This window comes from Geodermatophilaceae bacterium NBWT11, assembly GCA_014218215.1.
In the GTDB taxonomy this organism is placed as follows: Bacteria; Actinomycetota; Actinomycetes; order Mycobacteriales; family Geodermatophilaceae; genus Klenkia.
Genome location: CP043652.1, coordinates 3801394 through 3821124 on the forward strand (window position 1 = coordinate 3801394; position 19731 = coordinate 3821124).

The 19731-nt window shown below is 76.9% G+C and carries 16 protein-coding genes and 1 pseudogene; 11 read left to right on the top strand and 6 right to left on the bottom strand.

Annotated elements, in window-relative coordinates; genetic code table 11:
- The first annotated feature begins 15 nt into the window (after positions 1-15).
- The 4 genes from F1C76_18505 to F1C76_18520 are packed head-to-tail and all read left to right on the top strand — an operon-like array spanning position 16 to position 6309.
- Positions 16-3867, top strand: a complete 3852-nt coding sequence (locus F1C76_18505; GenBank protein QNG38295.1) for a DNA polymerase III subunit alpha — start codon at positions 16-18, stop codon at positions 3865-3867.
- The gene (locus F1C76_18510) at positions 3867-4748 is read left to right on the top strand and encodes a methyltransferase domain-containing protein (protein QNG38296.1); all 882 of its coding nucleotides are present in this window, start codon (positions 3867-3869) and stop codon (positions 4746-4748) included. The genes F1C76_18505 and F1C76_18510 overlap by 1 nt, the downstream gene beginning before the upstream one ends.
- A complete protein-coding gene (locus F1C76_18515; protein ID QNG38297.1) occupies positions 4745-5932 on the top strand; it encodes an alkaline phosphatase family protein in 1188 nt (395 codons plus the stop codon). Before F1C76_18510 ends, F1C76_18515 begins: the two co-directional genes overlap by 4 nt.
- The gene (locus tag F1C76_18520) at positions 5929-6309 is read left to right on the top strand and encodes a hypothetical protein (GenBank protein QNG38298.1); all 381 of its coding nucleotides are present in this window, start codon (positions 5929-5931) and stop codon (positions 6307-6309) included. Before F1C76_18515 ends, F1C76_18520 begins: the two co-directional genes overlap by 4 nt.
- Here F1C76_18520 and F1C76_18525 read toward each other — a convergent pair.
- The 3 genes from F1C76_18525 to F1C76_18535 are packed head-to-tail and all read right to left on the bottom strand — an operon-like array spanning position 6306 to position 8885.
- Complete coding sequence (locus F1C76_18525; protein ID QNG38299.1) at positions 6306-7316, bottom strand: sucrase ferredoxin; 1011 nt, start codon at positions 7314-7316, stop codon at positions 6306-6308. The genes F1C76_18520 and F1C76_18525 overlap by 4 nt on opposite strands.
- Entirely contained in the window at positions 7294-8613 is a 1320-nt protein-coding gene (locus F1C76_18530) for a cupin (protein ID QNG38300.1), read from the bottom strand. The genes F1C76_18525 and F1C76_18530 overlap by 23 nt, the downstream gene beginning before the upstream one ends.
- The gene (locus F1C76_18535) at positions 8610-8885 is read right to left on the bottom strand and encodes a hypothetical protein (protein ID QNG38301.1); all 276 of its coding nucleotides are present in this window, start codon (positions 8883-8885) and stop codon (positions 8610-8612) included. The genes F1C76_18530 and F1C76_18535 overlap by 4 nt, the downstream gene beginning before the upstream one ends.
- 129 nt (positions 8886-9014) lie before the next feature.
- Between F1C76_18535 and F1C76_18540 the strand changes: the two genes are divergently transcribed.
- The 6 genes and pseudogenes from F1C76_18540 (at position 9015) to F1C76_18565 (ending at position 14006) form a co-directional block, all read left to right on the top strand.
- Positions 9015-9998: an acyl-CoA dehydrogenase gene (locus F1C76_18540; protein QNG38302.1), complete on the top strand. Its 984-nt coding sequence runs from the start codon at positions 9015-9017 to the stop codon at positions 9996-9998.
- Positions 9995-10747 (top strand): PIG-L family deacetylase, encoded by a 753-nt coding sequence (locus F1C76_18545; protein ID QNG38303.1) that lies wholly within the window; start codon positions 9995-9997, stop codon positions 10745-10747. Before F1C76_18540 ends, F1C76_18545 begins: the two co-directional genes overlap by 4 nt.
- Entirely contained in the window at positions 10744-11358 is a 615-nt protein-coding gene (locus F1C76_18550; GenBank protein QNG38304.1) for a methyltransferase domain-containing protein, read from the top strand. Before F1C76_18545 ends, F1C76_18550 begins: the two co-directional genes overlap by 4 nt.
- An 11-nt stretch (positions 11359-11369) precedes the next feature.
- Positions 11370-12096: pseudogene (locus tag F1C76_18555) on the top strand (glycosyltransferase).
- Positions 12097-12172: 76 nt separating this feature from the next.
- The gene (gene dinB / locus F1C76_18560; GenBank protein ID QNG39362.1) at positions 12173-13378 is read left to right on the top strand and encodes a DNA polymerase IV; all 1206 of its coding nucleotides are present in this window, start codon (positions 12173-12175) and stop codon (positions 13376-13378) included.
- Between the two features lie 220 nt (positions 13379-13598).
- Positions 13599-14006, top strand: a complete 408-nt coding sequence (locus F1C76_18565) for a DUF3040 domain-containing protein (GenBank protein QNG38305.1) — start codon at positions 13599-13601, stop codon at positions 14004-14006.
- A 70-nt stretch (positions 14007-14076) separates the two neighbouring features.
- Here the strand turns inward: F1C76_18565 and F1C76_18570 are convergent, their stop codons facing one another.
- The 3 genes from F1C76_18570 to F1C76_18580 are packed head-to-tail and all read right to left on the bottom strand — an operon-like array spanning position 14077 to position 18672.
- Positions 14077-16413 carry a transglutaminase domain-containing protein gene (locus tag F1C76_18570; GenBank protein ID QNG38306.1) on the bottom strand — a complete coding sequence of 779 codons (2337 nt, stop codon included), beginning with the start codon at positions 16411-16413 and terminating at the stop codon, positions 14077-14079.
- Positions 16410-17762 (bottom strand): DUF58 domain-containing protein, encoded by a 1353-nt coding sequence (locus F1C76_18575; protein QNG38307.1) that lies wholly within the window; start codon positions 17760-17762, stop codon positions 16410-16412. Before F1C76_18575 ends, F1C76_18570 begins: the two co-directional genes overlap by 4 nt.
- 10 nt (positions 17763-17772) lie before the next feature.
- Positions 17773-18672 carry an AAA domain-containing protein gene (locus F1C76_18580; protein QNG39363.1) on the bottom strand — a complete coding sequence of 300 codons (900 nt, stop codon included), beginning with the start codon at positions 18670-18672 and terminating at the stop codon, positions 17773-17775.
- A gap of 362 nt (positions 18673-19034) precedes the next feature.
- On the opposite strand from F1C76_18580, the gene mraZ reads away from it, so the two are divergent.
- Positions 19035-19469 (top strand): division/cell wall cluster transcriptional repressor MraZ, encoded by a 435-nt coding sequence (gene mraZ / locus F1C76_18585; protein QNG38308.1) that lies wholly within the window; start codon positions 19035-19037, stop codon positions 19467-19469.
- Positions 19470-19731 lie beyond the last annotated feature (262 nt).

Here is a 19731-nt window from a genome sequence, read left to right on the forward strand (position 1 = left end):
CGACCCGACCGCCCCGTGAGCGACCCCTTCGTCCACCTGCACGTCGCCTCGGGCTACTCGATGCAGCACGGCGCCAACCACCCGGCCGACCTGGTCGCCCGGGCGGTCGACCACGGCATGGGCGCCCTGGCCCTCACCGACCGGGACGGTCTCTACGGGGCGGTCAAGTTCGGGCTGGCCTGCCGGTCGGCCGGGATCCGGCCGCTGTTCGGGGTGGACCTCGCCGTCGACCCGCTGGCCGGAGGCGAGCCCGCCGACCTGCGGGCACCGTCCGGCCCGCTCCTGCCCGGGGGGCGGCTGCCCCCGGCCGCGGCCCGCCCCGCCCCGGGGCACGGTCGGGCGATCCCCTCGGCGTCGGCGCGCACCGGGCGCCGGTCCCCGGCCCGCGGTGGGGCCAGCGTCGACCCCCGGCACCCCCGGGTGGTGTTCCTGGCCCGCGACGGCGCCGGCTGGCGGTCGTTGTGCCGGTTGACCAGCGCCACCCACCTGGCCGGCACCCGCGGCGAGCCGGTCAGCTCGCTGGCCCTCGCCGCCGAGCACTCGACCGGGTTGCTGGCGGTCCTGGGGCCCGGCTCCTCGGTGGGCCGCGCGCTGCTGGAGGGCCGGGCCGACCTGGCACGGGCCCGCCTCGACGCCTGGCGCGAGGTGTTCGGGCCCGGGCAGCTGGTCCTGGAGGTCGTGCACCACCGCGGCCGCGGTGACCGCGGCCGGGCCCAGGCGATGCTCCGGTTCGCCACCGAGGCCCGCGTGCCGGCGGTGCTCACCAACGCGGTCCGCTACGTCGACGCCTTCGACGCACCCACCGCCGACGTGCTCGACGCCGCCCGCCGGCTGGTGCCGCTGGGGGAGCGGCACGTCGACCGGCGCACCGCCGAGGGCCACCTGAAGTCGGGCAAGGAGATGGCCGAGGTCGCCCTGGACCTCGTCGGGTCCGACCGGGACGCCGGCCGGCTGCTGCTGGACACCACCGCCCGGGTCGCCGAGCAGTGCGTGGTCGACGTCCGCGACGACCTCGGCATCGGCACCGTCCGCTACCCCGAGCTCGACGTGGTCACCAGCCCGGCCGAACGGGGGATGGGCCCCTCCCAGGTCCTGCGGGCGCGGTGCCAGGCCGGCATCGGGCGCCGCGGGATGGTCGACGGTCTCGAGGTCCAGCAGCGACTGGACGAGGAGCTCGAGGTCATCGACCACCTGGGCTACCCGTCCTACTTCCTCACCGTCGCCGACGTGGTCGACCTGATCAAGAGCCTGCGGGTGCGCGCGGCCGCCCGCGGGTCCGGTGCCGGCAGCCTGGTCACCTACCTGCTGGGCATCTCCGACGTCGACCCGATCCGGTACGGGCTGCTCATGGAGCGGTTCCTCTCCCCGCTGCGCCACCAGCTGCCCGACATCGACATCGACGTGGAGTCCGCCCGCCGGATGGAGGTCTACGACGCGGTGATCGACCGCTTCGGGGCCCAGCGGGTCAGCTGCATCTCGATGATGGACACCTACCGGGTGCGGCACGCCATCCGCGACGTCGGCGCGGCCCTCGGGCTGCCGCCGGGGGAGATCGACGCGGTGGCCAAGGCCTTCCCGCACGTGCGGGCCAACCAGGTGCACGCCGCGCTGCGCGACCTGCCCGAGCTGCGCGCGGCCCGGTTGGGCTCGAAGCGCTCCGGCGGCAGCGGCGACCTGGACCTGGTGTTCGACCTGGTCTCCCGGCTCGACGGGCTGCCCCGGCACATCGCCCTGCACCCGTGCGGGGTGCTGCTGTCCGACGCGACCCTGCTCGACCGCACCCCGGTGGAGCAGAGCTACCTGGGCTACCCGATGAGCCAGTTCGACAAGGACGACGTCGAGGACCTCGGGCTGCTCAAGCTGGACCTGCTGGGCATCCGGATGCAGTCGGCGATCGCGCACGCCATGGACGAGGTGGCCCGGGTCGACGGTGTGGAGGTCGCCATCGACGAGGTGCCCCGCGACGACCCCACGACCTTCGAGCTGATCCGCAGCACCCGCACGCTGGGCATGTTCCAGATCGAGTCGCCCGGTCAGCGCGAGCTGGTCGGCAAGTTCGGGCCACGGACGTTCGAGGACGTCATCATCGACATCTCGCTGTTCCGGCCCGGGCCGGTGAAGAGCGACATGATCACCCCGTTCCTGATGGCCCGGAACGGCTGGCGCGACCCGGTGTACCCGCACCCCCGGCTGCAGCCGGCCCTGGAGGAGACCGCCGGCGTGGTGGTCTTCCACGAGCAGGTGCTGCGGATCGTCGCGGAGATGACCGACTGCGACCTGGCCAGCGCCGACGAGGTCCGGCGCGCCCTGGGGGAGAAGGACGCCCATCCCGAGGTCCGTGCCTGGTTCATGCCGCGGGCGCTGGAGGAGGGCTTCGACGAGGACGTGGCCGAGCAGGTCTGGCAGGTGCTGGTGGCCTTCGGGTCCTTCGGCTTCTGCAAGGCCCACGCCGCGGCCTTCGCGCTGCCCACCTACCAGTCGGCGTGGCTGAAGACCCACCACACGGCGGCCTTCCTGTCCGGGGTGCTCACCCACGACCCGGGCATGTACCCCAAGCGGCTGATCCTCGACGACGCCCGCAACTTCGGGATCTCGGTGCTCGGCCTGGACGTCAACGCCTCCACCGACAGCTACCGGGTCGAACGGGTCGACGGGGCCGACGGGGCCGACGTCGGGCGGGTGCTCGACGACGCCTTCGGGGACGGGACGCCCGAGGCTCCCGCCCGGACGCGGCCGGAGTGGATGCCGGCGGCGATGCCCGACCCGGCCCGGTACGGGATCCGGTTGTCCCTGGCCGACGTGAAGGGCATCTCCGACGACGAGCTCGCCCGGGTGGTCGCCGGACAGCCCTACCGCTCGCTGGCCGACTTCTGGAACCGTGCGTCGGTGTCCCGGCCGGTGGTCGAGCGGCTGGTGGTGGCCGGGGGGTTCGACTCCCTCTACGGGTTCGGGTCCCGGGACAGCGAGGGCGCCCGGCCCACCCGTCGGCGGGACGAGGTCACCCGGCGCGACCTGCTGCTGCAGATCGGTGAGCTGGACCGGTGGAGCCGCAGCGGTGCCCGGGCGAGCTCCGGCGGGCAGCTCAGCCTGGACCTGATGGGCGGGGGAGACCCCGCCGAGGAGGAGCCGGCGGGGCTGTTCGACCTGGCGGAGGACGACCAGGACGCCCCCGGGGTGGCGACGGTCGTGCGGTCGACCGGGCCGGCCAGCGGACTGCCGGAGTTCACCGACGCCGAGCGGGTGCGCGCCGAGCTCGAGGTCCTCGGGCTGGACGCCAGCCGGCACGTGGTGGAGGACTACCGGCCGTTCCTGGCCGCGCTCGGCGCGGTGCCGGCCGGGGAGCTGCTGGGCTGCCGGTCGGGGTCGGAGGTGCTGGTCGGCGGGGTCAAGGTGGCCACCCAGACGCCACCGATCCGGTCCGGTCGGCGGGTGGTCTTCGTGACCCTGGACGACGGCACCGGCTGCACCGACTCCACCTTCTTCGAGGACGTGCAGGGGCCCTACGCCGCGACGGTGTTCCACTCCTGGCTGCTGGTGGTGCGTGGGGTGCTGCGCCGGACCGGTCCGCGGGGCATCTCCATGCGGGCCACCGGGGCGTGGGAGCTGCCGGCGCTGTACGAGGCGTGGGAGGCCGGCGGGCTGGACGCGGTCGCCGAGCTGATGGCCACCCCCGCCGGGTTCACCGAGCAGGGCATCGCCGGGGCGGCGGCCTCGCGCAGTCCCCGCCCGGTGGTGGTCCGGCCGGTCCTGGTGCACCCCACCGGGTTCCGCATGTCGCCCTACGCCGACATCAAGCCCGCCGGGGAGGACTCGAAGGTGGCCCCACGCAAGCTCTGGCACTCCAGCTCGGGCAGTTCCGGGCACTGATGGCACAGACCCGGTCACCCCGCCCGCCCGCGGCTAGGCTGCGTCGGGTGCCGCCGTCTGAGTCCCCGCCCGCCACCACCCCGACCGGGGTCGCCGAGCCGCCGGTCCGCACCGCGGCCGTCTGGGCGGCGCTGGACCCGGTGGTCCGGGCCGGGTCGCTGCAGGTGCTCGACGTGGGCGGCGGGGCCGGGGTGTTCGCGGTCCCGCTGGCCCAGCTGGGGCACCACGTCACCGTGGTCGACACCTCCGCCGACGCACTCGCCACCCTCCGCCGGCGGGCCGACCTGGCCGGCGTCGGCGACCGGGTCCGCGGGCTGCAGGGCGACGCCGACCAGCTCGACGCCGTCCTCGACCAGGCCCCCGACGGTGGCTACGAGCTGGTGCTGGTGCACTCGGTCCTCGAGGTCGTCGACGACCCAGCGGCCACCCTCACCGGCATCGCCGCGGTCCTGCGCCCCGGGGGCACGCTGAGCGTCACCGCCGCCAACCGTGCCGGAGCCGTCCTCGCCCGCGCCCTGGGCGGCCACCCGGTCGAGGCCCGCGCCCTGCTCGGTGACCGCGACCCCGCCCCGGCACGCTCGCGCAGCCGGCAGGCCCGTCGCCGCTTCAGCCCCCGGGAGCTCGTCGACCTGGTCGGGCAGGCCGGACTGCGCCCCGGTGACTGGCGGGGGGTCTCGGTGGTCGCCGACCTCCTCGAGTCCACCTCCGGCGCCGACCCGGCCGCACTGCGCACCCTGGAGCTCGCCCTGGCCGGCACCTCGCCCTACCGGGACGTCGCCACCGGTCTGCACGTCCTGGCCACCCGTGAGGCCGGTGGGCAGCCCCCCGTCGACGACAGCGCCCACGGCCGGCACCGCTCCGCCGACCCCCGGCCGGCATGACCCTCCCGCCCGACCTGCACGTCCCCGCGTACGGCACCGCCACGCTGGCCGACGTCCTGCCCGGGGTGCTCACCGCACTGGGCGTGCCGCCCGCCCGCCCCCAGCCCGGCGCGGCCGACCTGCCCGCCGACCCGCTCGACCTGGAGACCGCCCTGCGTGGCGCCCGGCGGGTCGCGGTGCTGCTGGTCGACGGGCTGGGTGCCGACCTGGTCCGCGCGCACCCCGACCAGGCGCCGGTGCTGAACGCGCTGCTGAGCCCGGTCGGTGACCTGCAGGCACCGTGCCCGAGCACCACCCCGGTCAGCCTCACCACGCTGGGCACCGGGCTGCCGCCGGGCAGCCACGGCGTCCTCGGGTTCGTCACCGACGTCCCCGGCGAGGACCGCGCGCTCACCCACACGCACTGGACCGACGACCCCGACCCGGACACCTGGCAGGCCCGGCCCACCGCCTTCCAGCAGCTCGCCGCCGCCGGGGTGGACAGCACCGTGGTCGGCCCCTACGCCTTCGCCGGCTCCGGGCTGACGAAGGCCGCCTACCGGGGGGCCCGCTACACCTCGGCGGTCAGCCCCGGCGACCTCGCCGCCATGACCGGGCACGCCCTGGCCGCCGCCGACCGGACGCTGGTCTACGGCTACCACGCCGAGCTCGACCTGACCGGTCACGTCCGCGGGGTCGACTCCGACAGCTGGCGCAACCAGCTCGCCGTCGTCGACGCGATGGTCGGCCAGGTCGTCGACGGGCTGCCCGCCGACGCGGCCCTGCTGGTCACCGCCGACCACGGGATGCTCGACGTCCCGCACGACACCCGGCTGGACATCGACGAGGAGGTCGAGCTCCAGGAGGACGTCCGGCTGCTCGCCGGGGAGCCCCGGGCCCGCTACGTGCACGCCCGGGAGGGCTCGGCCGCCGACGTGCTGGCCACCTGGCAGGGCGTGCTGGCCCACCGCGCGTGGGTGGTGAGCCGAGAGGAGGCCGTCGACAGCGGGGTGTTCGGCCCGGTCGACGCCGCGTTGGCCGCCCGGATCGGCGACGTGGTCGCCCTGGCCCGGGGCAGCTGGGCGTTCACCGCCACCCGCCGGGAGAAGGTGCCCTCGATGCTGGCCGCCTGCCACGGCTCGTTGACCGCGACCGAGCTCGCGATCCCGCTGCTGCTGGCCCGCGGACGGGCGCTGGACGCGTGAGCCGGCGCGCCAAGGGCCCCCAGGAGCCCACCCTCACCGTCTGCCGCGGCTGCTGCTGCGGACGCACCGAGAAGCACCCCGAGGTCGACCACCGGGCCCAGCTGTCCGCGCTGCAGGCCACCGGCGTCCGGGTGCGGGTGGTCGACTGCCTGGACGCCTGCGAACGGTCCAACGTCGTGGTGGTCAGCCCGTCCCCGGCCGGTCGCAACGCCGGTGCCCGCCCGGTCTGGCTGGGCGGCGTGCTCGACGTCGAGACCACCACCGAGGTCGCCGAGTGGGTGCGCGCAGGGGGTCCGGGCGTCGCCGATCCGCCCGGGTTCCTCGACCTGCAGGTCTTCAGCCCGTCGCGGCGCACCCGCGCCGAGGCCGAGCTCTAGCGGGGGGCCGCAGCGACCGAGAGCGGGTGCCAGGTCCGCCACCGGCCCGGCCGCACCGCGGCGCAGGTCAGCAGCCGGGAGTCCGCGGACAGCCGGCTGTCGATCGTGACCAGCACGTCGCCGTCCGGCCCGCCCAGGGTGACCGCCCAGCGCTCCACCCCCGCCTCGTCGACCTGCAGCGGGCGGACCCCGCGCACCGGCAGGTCGTGCACGCCGAGCAGGCCCAGCTCGGACCGGGCGTGCTGCTGGGCGGCCTGCGCGGCGGGGGTCAGACCGGCGCGACCGCGCAGGTGGTCCAGCACGACCTCGCCGCGGCCGTGCGCCTGCACCAGCGCTGCGCCGTCGCCGGGCACCTGCCCGTAGACGTGCCCGGTGGGCAGCACCAGCACGTTGGCGGCGAACCGGTCGCCGCCCAGGTGGCTGGTCTCCCACACGTCGGCCGGGCCCGCGGCGGGCAGGGCCCGGGCCAGCGGACGGCCCCGCACCGCGCAGCAGGCGTCGTGCCCACCGTGCGTGCAGACCAGGTAGGTCGGGTCGTCGTGGTCCACGCCGACCGACCCGTCGAGGGGCGCGTCGAGCAGCTCGGCGTCGGTCTCCCGGGAGGACCAGCGCAGCCAGGACGCGGCGACGTCGGCCACGGCCCAGCGGCGCCCGGAGTCCGCCAGCCGGTCGCCGGGACGGCGCACCATCTGGATCCGCAGGCCCAGCTCGCGGGCCCGGGCGGCCAGCAGCGGGGCGACCGCGGGGTCGAACCGGGACTGCAGCAGGGCGTCCCGGCCCCACGGGCCGGGCTGCTCGACGAGCAGCCAGCGGCGGGCCGGGGGAGCGGTGGCGACGGGGGAGTCCGCGGCGAGCAGTGCCTGGACCGAGCACCGGGAGGCGTCGAGCCGGCCGACCGGGGTGGACCGGGCGGACGGCTCGACGAGGGGGAGGTCCTCCTCCGGGGTCTGGCAGAAGTCGTCCACCGGACCCGAGGGGGACTGCTCAGACACCTGCTGCGTGCTCATCTCCTCCATGGTGCACAGGTCCTCCGGCCGATGCGTCGGGCACGACGGCCACGGACTCCACCACGAGGCGGCGGGCCAGCACCAGCTGCTCGTCGGCGGCCAGGCCGGGCAGGTCGCCGACCTTGAGCTCCCCGGCCGCGAGCAGCTCGGCCAGGGCCGGGCGGGTCTCCGCCGGCAGGTCGTGGTGCCTGCGCCCGGCGACCAACGTCACCCGCTCGCCGACCACGTCGCGCAGCTGCACCCGCAGCCGGGGTCGCAGCCGCAGCACGGTGTCGGCCGACAGCGCGGCGGCCGCGGTCGACTGGGCCAGCGGTGAGACGGGCTCGGGTCGCACCTGGGCCCAGGTGCGCGAGCGCAGCCGGTCGGCGACCTCGGCCGGGTCGACCCGGTCCAGGGCGGCGTGCAGCCCGGCGAGCACCGCGGCGACGTCGTCGGCGGTGGTGTCCGGGCCGGTGAGGTCGACGCCGAGGGGCAGCGACCGGCGCAGCGTCGGGTCGTCCACGGCCAGGGTGCGCACGAGGTCCAGCGCGGACTCCACGGCACCCCAGCGGGTCACCGGGTGCACCCCGATGGTCAGGTGCGCGCTGATCTCGCCCAGCGCGGTGGCCGAGTGCAGGTAGCCGCGCGGCAGGTAGAGCGCGTCACCGGGGCGCAGCACGGTGTCGATCACCGGCTCACGCTCGGCGGCGGCAGCGACCTCCTCGGCGCGCTCGCCCCAGGGCTGGCTGCGCAGCGGGTCGGTGAGCACCGGCTCGTGGATCGTCCAGTGCTTCTCCCCGGCGACCTGCAGCACGAAGACGTCGTGCACGTCGTAGTGCGGGGAGAACCCGCGCGAGGACGGCGGGGTGACGTAGGCGTTGACCTGGGTGGGGTGGCCGAGGTCGGCGGCGAGCTGGTCGGCGAACTCGACCAGGGGCGGCCACAGCCGGTGCAGGCCCTGCAGCACGACGGTGCTGCCCTCGCTGAACAGCCGCAGCACGGAGTCCGAGGAGACCTGGTCGGCGACCTCGGCCCCGGCGCCGCCGGAGGTGGTGAAGCGCTTGGTGTCGACGACGGCGCCGTCCTTGGCGATCCGCAGGAACGGGGTGCGCAGGCCGCGGGTGGAGAGTAACTCGTCGACGTCGGCCAGGGTCATCAGGTCGGAGAAGTCAGCGCCCAGCTCCGCAGCGCTGGACAGCAGGGGCCGGCGCGACCAGTGCTGCTCGGCGAAGACCTGCGGGTCCACGCGCACGCAGCGCCGCAGGGCCGGGCGGAGAGACTCCTCCGCCCGGCCCTGCGAGGTCGTGGTGCGGCTCAGGCCGAACCGTCCGCGCCGCCGTCCTGCTGGCCCGGGGTCCCGCCGCCGGCGCCACTGTCCGCGGGGCCCTCGGCGCCGCCGTCAGCCCCACCGTCGGCACCGCCGTCGGCGCCGCCGTCCTGCTGGCCCGGGGTGCCCTCGCCGGCACCGCTGTCCGCGGGGCCCTCGGCGGAGCCGTCCGCGCCACCGTCGTGCTGGCCCGGGGTGCCCTCGCCGGCACCGCTGTCCGCGGGGCCCTCCACGCTGGTCATGTCGTCGTCGTCGAACGCCACGGTTCCTCCATCACAGTCGTGCTGCGGCCGTCGGACGACGGCCTCGGGGGAGGTCTACCGCAGTGATCGACTCCGTACACATGCGGGTCCGTTGGTTGGGACCCCCGGGCCCCGGGGCACGGTCGGACCGTGGCCACCCCCCTCGACGTCCGGGACCGGTGGGCCGACGAGGTCCACCGTGCCGCGACCGCGTTCACCGACCTCCTCGCCGCCGGCTGGGGGCCACCGCTGCCCGGCGCCGGAGCGACCGCCGACCGCTGGGCCGCGCTGCACGCGCTGGGGCGCACGGACCTCCCGCTGGCCCGCCTCGCCGAGGGCCACGCCGACGCGGTCGCCGTCCTCGCCGAGCTCGACGGACCGCTGGTGGAGCGCGGTGAGCGCCTCGGGGTCTGGGCCGCCGAGCCCCCCAGCGGTCGGGTGAGCGCGCGGCGGACGGCCGGCGGCTGGCGGTTGGCCGGCACCAAGCAGTGGTGCTCGGGCGCCCGGGCGTGCACCGCGGCCCTGGTCACCGCACACGCCGAGGACGGCCGCCGGCTCTTCCTGGTCGACCTGTCCGCCGCCGGGGTCACGCCCCGGCCGGGTCGGTGGGTGTCGGCCGGGATGGCCGGCAGCGACACCGCCGACGTCGAGCTGGACGACGTGCCCGCCCTCGCGGTCGGCGGCCCGCGGGCCTACCTGGACCGCCCGGGCTTCTGGCACGGCGGCATCGGGGTGGCGGCGGTGTGGGCCGGCGGGGCGACCGGCGTGGCCGACGCGCTGGCCGACGTCGTCCGCACCGCCGCCCCCGACCCGCACCGGGACGCGGCCTGGGGCGCCGTGGACGTCGCGCTGACCGGGGTGGACGGCGCGCTCGCGGTCGCCGCGGCCGAGGTGGACGCCGACCCCGACGACCGTGCCGGCACCGCCGCGCGGCGGGCCGGCCGGGTGCGGGGACTGGCTGCCCGCACCGGCACCGAGGTGCTGGACGCCGTGGGCCGCGCGCTGGGTGCTGGGCCCACCGGGCACGACGCCGGGTACGCCGCCCGCAGCGCCGACCTGACCGTCTACCTCCGCCAGCACCACGGCGAGCGTGACCTCGCCGGTCTGGCCGACGCCCTGCGCGGCACCCGGTGAGCGCCCCCGCCGCCGGGCACACGCCGGACGCCACCGCCGAGGACGCCTGGGCGGGCTGGCTGCCGCAGCAGGACTGGCCCACCTGGGTGCCCGACCCGACCTGGCGACGGGTGGTGGTCTGCGCCGCACACCCCGACGACGAGGTGCTGGGCGTCGGCGGCACGATCGCGCTGCTCGCCGGCGCCGGGGTCGAGGTGCACCTGGTGGCGGTCACCGACGGGGAGGCCAGCCACCCCGGCAGCACCGTGCTCACCCCCGCGCAGCTCGCCCCGGCCCGGGTCGCCGAGTCCGGCCACGCGCTGACCGCCCTCGGCGCCCCGCAGACCACGAGCACCCGGCTGGGGCTGCCCGACTCCGCCGTCGCCGCCCACGAGGACGAGCTCGCCGTCGCGCTGGCCGCCGCGGTCGCCGGGGCCGACGCCGTGCTCACCACCTGGACCGGGGACGGGCACCCCGACCACGAGGCGGTCGGGCGGGCCGCGGTCGCCGCCGGGGCCCGGCTGGGCGTCCCCGTGTGGCAGTACCCGGTCTGGACCTGGCACTGGGCGGCCCCGGCCGATCCCCGGGTGCCCTGGGACCGGGCGCACCGGGTGCCGCTGCCGGCATCGGTGCAGGCGGCCAAGCAGGCCGCGATCGGCTGCTTCACCACCCAGGTCCGGCCGCTGGGACCCGACCCGGCCGACGCCGTGGTGCTCCCGCCGGAGTTCCTCGCGCACTTCGGCCGCGACCAGGAGGTGGTGTGGCAGTGACCCTGCCCCCGTCGTTCTTCGACGAGATGTACGCCGCGGCCGAGGACCCGTGGTCGATGCGCAGCCGCTGGTACGAGCGGCGCAAGTACGCCCTGACCACGGCGGTGCTGCCCCGCGAGCGGTACGGCGACGGGCTCGAGGTCGGCTGCTCGGTGGGCGAGCTGACCGCGGCGCTGGCCCCGCGCTGCGACCGGCTCGTCGGCTGGGACGCCAGCGCCGCGGCCGTGGAGCGGGCCCGGGCCCGCACCGCCGACCTGCCCGGGGTGACCGTCGAGCAGCACGCCGTCCCGGCCACCCCGCTGCCGGCGGTCGACCTGCTGGTGCTGTCCGAGGTCCTGTACTACCTGTCCCCGGCCGACCTGGCGGTGTTCTGCGACCAGGTCCGGACGGCGGTCCGCCCCGGCGGGACGCTGCTGGCCGTGCACTGGCGGCACGCGGTGCCCGAGTACCCGCAGACCGGGGACGCCGTGCACCGGGCGCTGCGGACGGCGCTGGACTGGCCGCGGGTGGCCACCCACGACGAGACCGACCTGCTGCTGGACTGCTGGGTGCGGGCCCCGGCCGGCGACGAGCGGGCCGCCTCGGTCGCGGCCGCGGAGGACCTCTGGTGAGCGGGGTGGACCTGCTCGGCGTCGTCGTCCCGGCCCGGGACGAGGCCCAGCTGCTGCCGGCCTGCCTGGCCGCGCTGGCGACCGCCGCGGCGCACCCGGAGCTGGCCGGCACCCGGGTGCTGGTGGTCGTGGTCGCCGACCGCTGCACCGACGACACCGCCGCGCTGGCCACGGCCGCCGGGGCGACCGTGCTGGTCCCCGACGGGTCCACGCTGGGCGACGTCCGGCACGCCGGGGTGCTGGCGGTGCTCGCCGAGGCCGCCCGCACCGGGGTGCCCTCCCGCCGCGTCTGGGTGGCCAACACCGACGCCGACAGCCGGGTGCCCGCCGACTGGTTGGCCCTGCAGCGGGCCGCGGCCGCGTCCGGGGTGGACGCCGTCCTGGGCCTGGTCGAGGTGACGGACTGGGCCGGGCACCCGCCGCACGTCGCCGCGGCCTTCGCCCGGGACTACGACGCCTGGCGGGAGGACGGCGCCGGCGCGGTGCACCCGCACGTGCACGGGGCGAACCTGGGCGTGCGGGGGGACGCCTACACCCGCGGTCGGCGGGTTCGGTCCGCTGGTGGTGTCCGAGGACGCCGCCCTGGTCGGGGCCCTGCTGATGGCCGGGCGGACCGTGCTGCGCACCCCGGCGTCCCCGGTGCTCACCTCGGCCCGGCGCACCCCGCGGGCCGACCTGGGCTTCGGCCACGACCTCGACCGGCTGGCCGCCGACCCGGGGGAGGACCCGCCCCGGTAGGCTGGTCGAACAGGTGTTCGAACAGGGCGGGGTGGTCGTGGAGCGGGCAGCGGGGTGCACGGTGCTGCACGTCGACATGGACGCCTTCTTCGCCAGCGTCGAGGTCCGCCGCGACCCCTCGCTGGCCGGGCGGCCGGTGATCGTCGGCGGGGCGGGCAACCGCGGGGTGGTCACCTCGGCCACCTACGAGGCCCGCGCCTACGGGGTGCACAGCGCGATGCCCACCGCCCGGGCGCTGCGGCTGTGCCCCACCGCCGTCGTCGTCCCGGGCGACATGGCGCTCTACGCCGAGGTGTCCCGCGGGGTGATGGCGGTCTTCCGCACGATCACCCCGCTGGTCGAGCCGTTGAGCCTGGACGAGGCGTTCCTGGACGTGTCCGGGGCCGGCCGGCGGCTGGGCGACGCCGTGGACGTCGCCGAGCTGGTGCGCGCCCGGGTGTTCGACGAGCAGGGCATCACCTGCTCGGTGGGGGTGGCCGGCAGCAAGTTCGTGGCCAAGCTGGCCTCCACCCGCAGCAAGCCCGACGGGCTGATGGTGGTCCGCCCGCCCGAGGTCATGGACTTCCTGCACCCGCTGCCGGTCGGTGCGCTGTGGGGCGTGGGCGCCAAGACCGAGGAGCTGCTGGTCCGGCTCGGGCTGCGCACCGTGGGCGACCTGGCGCACGTGCCGGCCCGCACCCTGCAGCGCGCGCTGGGCCACGCCGCGGGCAGCCACCTGCACGAGCTGGCCTGGGGCCGCGACCCCCGCCGGGTGGTGCCCGACGAGCCGGAGAAGTCGACCGGGGCGGAGGAGACCTTCGGCACCGACGTCGACGACCCGGTGGTGATCCACCGCGAGCTGCTGCACCTGTCCGAGCGCACCGCGGGAAGGCTGCGCTCCACCGGGTACGTCGCCCGGACGATCACCCTCAAGGTCCGGTTCTCCGACTTCCACACCATCACCCGGTCCCGCACGCTGAAGACCCCCACCGACGTCGCCCAGGACCTCTACGACACCGCCCGCGACCTGTTCGACGGCCTCGGGCTCGACCGGGCCCGGATCCGGCTGGTCGGGGTGCGCGCCGAGGGCCTGGCCGACGTCGACACCACCCCCACCCAGCTGGTCCTCGGCGCCCGGGAGCACGGCCGGCGCGACGCCGAGCTGGCCGCCGACCGGGCCGCCCGCCGGTTCGGGGCCGGCGCGGTGCGACCGGCCACCCTGCTGCGCCGCGACGGGGTCGTCGGCCGCTCCCAGGCGGTGCCTCGACCCGACCGTCCCGACGTCCGCCGGATCGGCGGGTGACCGGGCAGACAGGGGCCCCGGGAACGTCCCGGTGGCCCGGTTCGTCCTCTGCGCAGACGTCGTCCGACGTCCCTCGACCACCCCGGGCGGGTGATCGGGGCACACCGGACCCGTGTCGGGGACCACTCGCCTTTCGCTGCCTGCGCAAGGCTCGTATCCTCGGACTCACCGCCGGCGGACCGCCACCGGCGGCCCCGGGCTTGGACCTCAGGAGGTCGTCGTGCCGCTCTCCGAGCACGAGCAGAAACTGCTGGAGCAGATCGAGCGTGCGCTCGTCGACGACGACCCGAAGTTCGCCTCGCAGGTGCGCACCGGTGACCGCCGACAGAAGGCCCGCCGCAAGCTCCAGCTCGGCGCCCTGCTCGTCGTGGCCGGCCTCGCCGTCCTCGTCGGCGGCGCCGTCGTCCCGTCCGTGCCGCTGGGGGTCGTCGGCTTCCTGGTGATGCTCGGCGGAGCCACCCTCGGTGTCCTCAACTACGCCGCGGCCACCGGCGCCGTCGAGAGCGGGCCCGCCCCCGCCACCGGCGGCTCCAGCGCGGCCACCGGCCGCGGCAAGGCCGCCAAGGCCCGCCGCCAGCCCCTCAAGGACCGTCTCGAGGAGCGCTTCCGCCGCCGCTACGACCAGTAGCCGCACCAGCCGCCCAGCAGCCGTCGCCCCCACGGGGGGCGGCGGCTGCTGTCGTCCCGGGGGGCGAGGCTCAGGCAGGGCGGGTGCTGCGCCGGCGCGGGGTGTGCGCGGCGACCCAGCGGACGGCGTCCTCCACCGTGGAGGCCGGCCACACCCGCGAGCGCCAGCGGTCCCGGCGGCGCACGGTGGCCCGCAGCGCGCGGTCCACCACGGCCGAGGACACCGCCAGGTCGGCCCCCGTGCCGGCGGCCGCGGGCCGGCCGTACACCGAGGCCTCCAGCGCCAGGGCGAGGTCCCGCACGGCGGTGACGGCGGGCCGGTCGACGGGGGCCACCATCTCGGCGAGCCCGCGGGCCACCTGGCGGGGGGTCCCGCTCGCGGCCACCGGCACCCCGAGGTCGGTGGTGGTCGCCAGCAGCTCGTCCCAGGCGTCACCGGCCGAGCCCGAGGACAGCCGTCGCCGGCGGCGGGCCCGCCGGAGGAGCCCCGGGGTGGCCAGCAGCGCGGCCAGCAGCAGCGTCCCGCCGGTGCCGGCCGCCACGACGCCCCACGGCGTACCGGCCTGCTGGGTCGAGGGCAGGTCGAGGGGGGTGAACTGGTCGTCGCGGTCGAGCTCGGCGGTGGGCAGCCCACCGGCGGCGGTGGGCACCGCCTCCGGTGCCTGGTCGGTGGGCCCGCTCTCGCCGTCGGCCCGCGGTGCCCAGGGCAGGTCGACCCGGCGGGCCACGTCGATCGGGGTCGGGTCGTAGGGCACCCAGCCGAGCCCGTCGAACCAGACCTCGACCCAGGCGTGCGCGTCGGCGGTGGTGATCAGCCGGGTGCCGTCGGGCTGCCGGTCACCGGGGGTGTAGCCCAGCACCACCCGGGAGGGCACGCCGGCGGCGCGGGTCAGCACGGCCATCGCCCCGGCGTACTGCTCGCAGTAGCCGCGGCGCAGCTCGAGGAAGTCGGCCAGGTCGTCGCCGGTGGTGCCGGGTTCGGTGGTCAGGCTGTAGACGAAGCCGTTGGCCCGGTCGGTGAGGAAGCCGTAGACCGCCTGCACCCGCTCGGCGGGGGACTGGCCGTCGTCGGTCAGCTGGTCGACGAGGGCCGTGACCCGGGGGTCGAGCTCGGGCAGCGCGGTGTAGGCGGCCTGCAGCGGGTCGTCGGCGGGCAGCGGCCGGCTCTGGGCCAGCTGCCCGGCGGTGGGCCGGGCCTCCTGGGCGACGACCTCCCAGGAGCGCCCCGAGGTGCGGGCGCCGTCCCGGCCGAAGACGGTGCTGCTGTCGGCGTCCAGTCGCCAGGGGCCGTCGTCGCTGCCCTCCCCGTCGTCCTCGGTGACCTCGACCGACAGCGGGGAGGCGAACACCGGCAGGAAGCGGTCGGCGTGCTCGACGGCGGTGATCCGGGCGGTGACCCGGCGGCTGTCGACGCCGCCGGGCAGCGGGGCCAGCTCGTCGGAGTCGGCGACCGAGGTGGTGCCGTCGAGGTTCCCGATGCCCCAGCCCTCGTCGGTGTACTCGTCCAGTGCGACGGCACGCAGGTACTCGGGGTCCACGACCGTGGTGTCCAGGGTCAGCAGGTCGATCGGGGTGGGCTGGGTGAGCTGGCCCTGCAGAGCGGCCTGGGGGTCCAGCGCGGTGCCGGTGCTCGACCCGCCACCGGGGCCGTCCCCGGTGCCCAGGCCGGTGGCGAAGGAGCCCTCGGCCAGCATCGGCACGAAGGCCGGCAGCAGGATCCCGGCGACCAGCGCCAGCACCCCGGTGCGCAGGGCGGGCAGGGTGCCGGTGCCCAGGGCGGCGCCCGGCCCCGAGCGCGCCCGGTCGGCCAGCCTGCTGCGCTGGTCGGCCCACAGGAGGACGCCGAAACCCACGGCCGGGCCCAGGAACGCCACCAGCGACACGTCGCCGGTCACGGTGGCCACCGGGATGCAGGCCAGCACCAGCAGCGCCAGGCCCCCCAGGGTGGGCTGCCGGCCGGCCACCGCCACCAGGTCGACGGCCAGCGCCAGCGTGGTGAGGAACAGCGTGGTGAGCGCGACCAGCCCGGTCAGCGGCAGGGCCGGGGTGGCCTGCTCCTGGATCTCCGACGCGCCCTCGGCGAACAACGCGCCCAGCTCGGCCAGGCTCCCGGGGGTGGGCAGCACGCCGCCCCAGGCCCGCCCGGGGGTGAAGACGACGGTGAGCGCCGTGGCCGCGGCGAGCACCTGCACCAGCGGGGGCAGCAGCCCGGCCAGCACGCCGTCGGCCCGGTCGGTGCGGGCCAGCAGCGCGCGGACGGCGAGCCCGGTCGCGGCCACGACGACGACGAGGAAGGCCCCCGGCGGGAACCACGACCCGGCGGCGAACACCGGGCCCAGGGCGAGGGAGCCCAGCAGCACCGCGACGGCCGCGGCCACCGAGCTGCCGACCCAGCCGGTCCGGCTCACGCCGGCACCGCCGTGGTGTCCGCGCCGGCGAGCCGGGCCCACACGGCCTCGACGGTGTCCTGGGGCCCTGCGGTGACCACCCGCCAGCCGGCGGCGCGCAGCAGCGCGGCGGCGTCCTCGCGCTGCCGGGCGAGCTCGGCCCGCGCCGAGCCGGTGAGCCCGCCGCGCCGCGAGCGGGTCGCGCCGGCGTCGTGCCAGGCGACCACGTCGACCAGCACGGCGACGTCGGTGCCCGGCCCGGAGCGGGCCCGCACCAGCTCGGCCACCTCGTCGGGTCCGACGGCGCCCAGCAGGCAGACCACCGGTCCCTCGACGGCGGCCCGGCGCAGCGCCTGCAGGCCGGTGTCCAGGTCGGTCAGTCGGGAGGGGCTCAGCCCGGCCAGCCGCTCGGAGAGCTCCACCCGGCTCAACCCGCCCCGCCCGGCGGCCGGGGTCAGCACGCCCACGTCGGTCACCACCGACAGGTCGGCGCCGCGGGCGAGCAGGTGGTCCCCGATGCTCGCCGCGGCCTCGACCACCCACTCCAGGGTGTCCGGCGGGGGAGCGTCGTCCCCGGCCGGGCCCTGGGCGGGGGCGCCGCCGAGCAGGTGGGCGCGCTGCCGGGTGTCCACGAGCAGGGACGCCGAGGAGCGCCAGGGCTTCTCCTCCAGGCGCACCATCAGCTCACCGGTGCGCGCGGTGGCCCGCCAGTGCACCTTGCGCAGGTCGTCACCACGGCGGTACTCCCGGGTGCTGACGTCGTCCTCACCGTGCACGGCGAAGGACCGGCGGGCGCCCTCGGCGCCCCCGCCGGTGCCCCCGGACAGCGACAGCGGGCCCAGCGGGCGCACCCGGGGGACGACGAGCAGGGTCGCGGTGTCCACCCCGGCGGTCGTGCGCAGCACCAGGCCGAAGGGGTCGACCAGGCGCAGCCGCAGCGGGCCCAGCACGTGCCGGCCGCGCCGGGCGCCGTGCACCCCGTAGCGCAGTGCCGCGGTGGCGCCGCTGGGCAGCCGCTCGACCAGGAACCGGGGTCGGCCGCCGAGGTCGGGCGAGAGCTGCTCGGACAGCATCCACATGCCCCCGGGTCGGCGGTCGGTGTTGGTGACCTCCAGGCGCACCTCGGCGTCCTGGCCGCGCGGCACCCGGGCGGGGGTCACCGTGCGCCGGGTGGCCAGGCGGAACCGGGCCCGGACGACGCCGACCGCCGAGAGCACCGGCAGCGCCAGCACGAAGACCGCCAGCTGCACCAGGGAGCGCTCGCCGAGCAGGGCGCCCAGGGCGACCAGGGTGGCCCCGGCCGCGACCAGGCAGCCCCCGCGCAGCGTCAGCGAGGAGGTGAGCTCGGCCAGCCGGCCACGACGGGACACGACGGGGGAGTCAGCGCTCGCGGGGGACCGGGACGGCGGTCAGCAGGTCGGCCACCACCCGGTCGGTGCCGCGGCGGGCGAGGGCGGCGTCGGGGGTGAGCAGCAGCCGGTGGGCCAGCACCGGGCCGGCCATCGCCTGCACGTCGTCGGGGAGCACGTGGTCCCGGCCGGCGAGCGCGGCGGCGGCGCGGGCGGCGCGCAGAAGCTGCAGTCCGGCCCGGGGGGAGGCGCCCAGCCGGAGGTCCGGGCTGCGCCGGGTGGCCTCGACGAGGGAGACCACGTAGCGGCGCAGTGCGTCCGAGACGTGCAGCAGGGCCACCCCGTCGACCAGCCGGCGGACCAGGGCGGCGTCGGCGACCGGGGTGAGCGCGGCCAGCGGGTCGCGGGTCTCCCGCTCGTCGAGCATGGCCAGCTCGGCCTCGCGGTCGGGGTAGCCCATCGACACCCGGGCGGTGAAGCGGTCGCGCTGGGCCTCGGGGAGGGGGTAGGTGCCCTCCATCTCCAGCGGGTTCTGGGTGGCCAGCACCATGAACGGCCTGGCCAGCTCGTAGGTGGTGCCGTCCACGGTGACCTGCCGTTCCTCCATGCACTCCAGCAGCGCCGACTGGGTCTTGGGGGAGGCCCGGTTGATCTCGTCGGCCACGACCAGGTTGGCGAACACCGCACCCGGGCGGAACTCGAAGCTGCGGGTCTCCTGGTCGAAGACCGCCACCCCGGTGACGTCGCTGGGCAGCAGGTCCGGGGTGAACTGGATCCGCCGGACGGTGGAGTCGATGGAGCGGGCCAGCGACTTGGCCAGCGTGGTCTTGCCGACGCCGGGCACGTCCTCGATGAGCAGGTGACCCTCGGCCAGCAGCACCACCAGCACCAGCCGGACGACGTCGGGCTTGCCCTCCACGACGGTGCTCATGGCCGCGGCGATGCGCGCGCCCTCGGCGGCGACGTCGACCGGGTCGTCGTGGTCGCCGGCCCCCCGGTGGTGCTGACCGGTCGAGGGGGTCGCTGTCGCCTCCGTCACGCCGCTCACCGTACGTGCCGGTGAACCGGACCCGGCGGGTCTCGTCCCGCCGTCCTCGGGCCTGACCTGCGGGGCAGGGCCGGATCGGGGCCTCGCGGGACCGGCCGGGGGAGCGGGGTGGAGCGCGGGGGGACACGGGGCGAGTTGTGGTGCCTGGTGGGGCCGGGTGGGTTACTGTGGCGCCCGATGGGGAGGCAGGGCCCACAGGGGGACCTGGCGGGCCCCCGGGAAGAGCAGGTGGGGGTGGTGGACCGGTGTTCCTCGGCAGCCACGCCCTCCGCCTGGACGAGAAGGGCCGACTGGCCCTCCCGGTCCGCTTCCGCGACCTGGTCTCGGACGGCGTCGTGCTGACCAAGGGCCAGGAGAACTGCGTCTACGCCCTGACCCACGCCCGCGTCGCCGAGATCCAGGCGGCCCGCGCGGCCACCATGGCCCGCGACGACGCCGGACGCCGCGCGATGGCCCGACTGGGCTTCGGCTCGATGGTCGAGCTCGAGCCGGACAAGACCGGGCGGATCACCCTCCCCGCCGGACTCCGCGAGTACGCCGGCCTGGACCGCGACGTCGTCGTGGTCGGTGTCGACACCCGCTTCGAGATCTGGGACGCCACCCGCTGGGACGACTACGTCGCCGAGCAGGAGGCCGCCTACGCGTCCAGCGAGAGCGAGGGGGTGCCGACGCTGTCCTGACGGCGACCGCCGCAGGTCCCCACCGCGCCCCACCCACCCCACTCCGCCCCACCACCGAGCCGACTTCCCCGCGGCTCGGGACCACGGACCAGCCGACTTCCCCGCGGCTGGACCACCGGGTGCGGACACGAGAGCACCACCCAGCACGAACCGCAGCACCTGCTCCCTGACCCCGAGCAGCAGCCACACCCCGTTGCGGGGCCCCTCCTGGCGCACTTCCCCGGTGCCAGGCGGGCCCCGCCGGGGAGGCCGTGCCACCCCG